The sequence below is a fragment of the Endozoicomonas sp. ONNA2 genome (genome assembly GCF_024606365.1).
Lineage (GTDB): Bacteria > Pseudomonadota > Gammaproteobacteria > Pseudomonadales > Endozoicomonadaceae > Endozoicomonas.
On the sequence record NZ_JAHHPO010000366.1, the window covers coordinates 1 to 2,300 of the forward strand.

Here is a 2,300-nt window from a genome sequence, read left to right on the forward strand (position 1 = left end):
CTCCTCCGGGAGGCTGCCCGAGAATAGGCTACGGGGGCGACCAAACGGGCGCTATTATCGGACAGCCTTCTGGGCCGACCACGCCAAAAATGGTTCAGGAACTTCCGGTTGTTCCGGATTTTGTGCTTCGAGCCTGGTACCAACGGAGTCAGGCTGAAATCCCAGTATTTCCCTGATTTTTTCCGCCACAAGGGTACCTTTACAAGCCTGTTCAAAGGTTTTTACTGACTCTTCCCAAGTCTTTCCGCAATAGAGGGAATGAGTGTTGTACCCTGCCCTACAGGTGGGATATGAATCACCAAAGTAACCGATTTTTTTAGAATCAAATGGATCTTTTACCAAGTGGTCGTCACACATTTTTTTCGTCAACGCCAAGAGGAAAAACGTGCCATCATTTAATTGACCAGCATGTATTGAATGTGTGTCGCTCAGCCCACCATTTTGGTGTGGCCGAAATTGGCCTTTACGGTCTTCATCAACATAATTGAAAACATAAACACCGCTAACCTGTTTCACGGTATTACCAGATCCCGTGTACTTCTCTTTCACCAACAGTCCATCTGCATTCAGGTGGTATTTCAACATACCTCTATAAACAATACAGTTGGTATATCTTTCAATTTTTTGCATTTTCCGGAACTCAAGCGGCGGATAGCTTGTTGACTCTACGGGATGAGCGCCCAAAAGTTGCTGATATTTTGCGGTTTCCTGATCTACCTTGGCCTGGACATCATCAGGCAGTGGCGAAAGGCCAGAAGCCAAAGCAGGCCCTGTTGCCTTTAAGGGTGGTTCGCCCTTCGAGGTCTGTGAAATTAAGGAAGAAGCCTTTGGAGGTCCGGATTCTTCTGATACATCAACATTTAGAGCCAACCTGGCTGTGTTAGGATGCAGAGCATTTACTCCTGATGGACTGTTACCATTTTTCTCATATTTGATCTTGACTGGATTAACACGCATATTATTCAACCACTCCCGGATGCCTTTAATAGAAGCCTGCGAAGCCACTGTAACTTGTAGATTATTGAACTTTGCCAGAGCACCCCCTGTTGATTCAGGTTCTCTTTGATCTTGCAAGGTCGGCATTTGGTTAACTGATGCTGATATGGGGGTATTCATTAAATGGCCTCTCAGGTTGATTTTACCAAGATGATGACTTGAACCGGAAATTCATAAATTTACACAGTACGTATCATCAGACCACTAATTCCATTGGAAGTTCCATGTGACTCATTGCCGGTAATGGCGGCAAGATCCCCCCACGCCAGGAATGAGCGCTTTGAACTGTTGTCTGTGTTCAGTATTTCAATTTGAGAGCCACAAGATCCCATTGTTGTTCGCCACTGTTGGGGAGAATTCACTTGCTTGCCCTGTCCCGCATGGCATTAGCAATAATTCGGTTAATATCGTCCAGGTACCGCTCCAGCAGATGGTCTCCGCTGACGGTGGCGTTGCCTGCGCCAGTCTTATGAACGTTTATCGCTTTTTTGCCGGAAGCTGCTGAACAAAACGTCATAGTGCCCAACGTTTCTTTAACATCAGCGAGAATCAGGTCACAGGCCATTTGGCGAATGCGCTTGTTGGTCTGGTAATTTTTTGTGACGGGCTTGCCGGTCTTTGACAGCGCATCGCAGACCAGGCGAGAGCGAACCAGGTGATCGATAAAGTGCAAAAACGAGGCTTTGTCGCTGCTGACCAGAGAACGGTTCTGCCCACAGGCAATGGCTTGAGCGTTGGCACTGCAGTAGTTGGCAAAGTCATCATGTTTGCGTTTGAACATGCAATGATCGTCAGGTTTGTGGCCGGTTACCGGCACCCTCTGGACAACATTGGTACGACAGACAATACCTTCGGCCAAATTTATCGCAGCAATCTTCTTTCTGGCCTTCAGGTCAACGCCGAGTCTGGCAGGAATGGTGGTGGTGAAGTTGATATCAAAGTTGCAACAGTCGGTGAATGATCCCAGATGTATGGCTTCTGCGGTGAAAAAGCCGCAACTTTTCAGCAACTCCATGGTTGGGAGAAAGTCCAGTTCTACTTTGGTAACTGCTTTATCTGTCAGTGTGCCACCGGCTTGATCTGCAGGCGATCGCAGCATCACTGTGGCCCCGAAAGCCATGTAGTCCAGGTCGGGGTGGTAGTAGATGCCTTCCTGGACGGGGGCGATTACGTCAGGCGGTGTGGGTAGCCCGGGAAATGCACCGCCAAACAGCTCACCGTAAATGGTCAGGCGGGCAACATCGCCGGATGCACTGGCTTTTATGTCGTTACTGGCATACTGTTTGACTATAGTCGTATAAGCC

Annotated in this window: 2 protein-coding genes; both read right to left on the minus strand. The window is 48.3% G+C overall.

Features of this window, described 5'->3' with window-relative positions; genetic code table 11:
* Positions 1 to 54 precede the first annotated feature (54 nt).
* Positions 55 to 630: a hypothetical protein gene (locus KDK14_RS06640; protein ID WP_257264241.1), complete on the minus strand. Its 576-nt coding sequence runs from the start codon at positions 628 to 630 to the stop codon at positions 55 to 57.
* Positions 631 to 1,354: 724 nt separating this feature from the next.
* A partial coding sequence (locus tag KDK14_RS06645; protein WP_257264242.1) for a hypothetical protein occupies positions 1,355 to 2,300 on the minus strand: 946 nt, incomplete at its 5' end.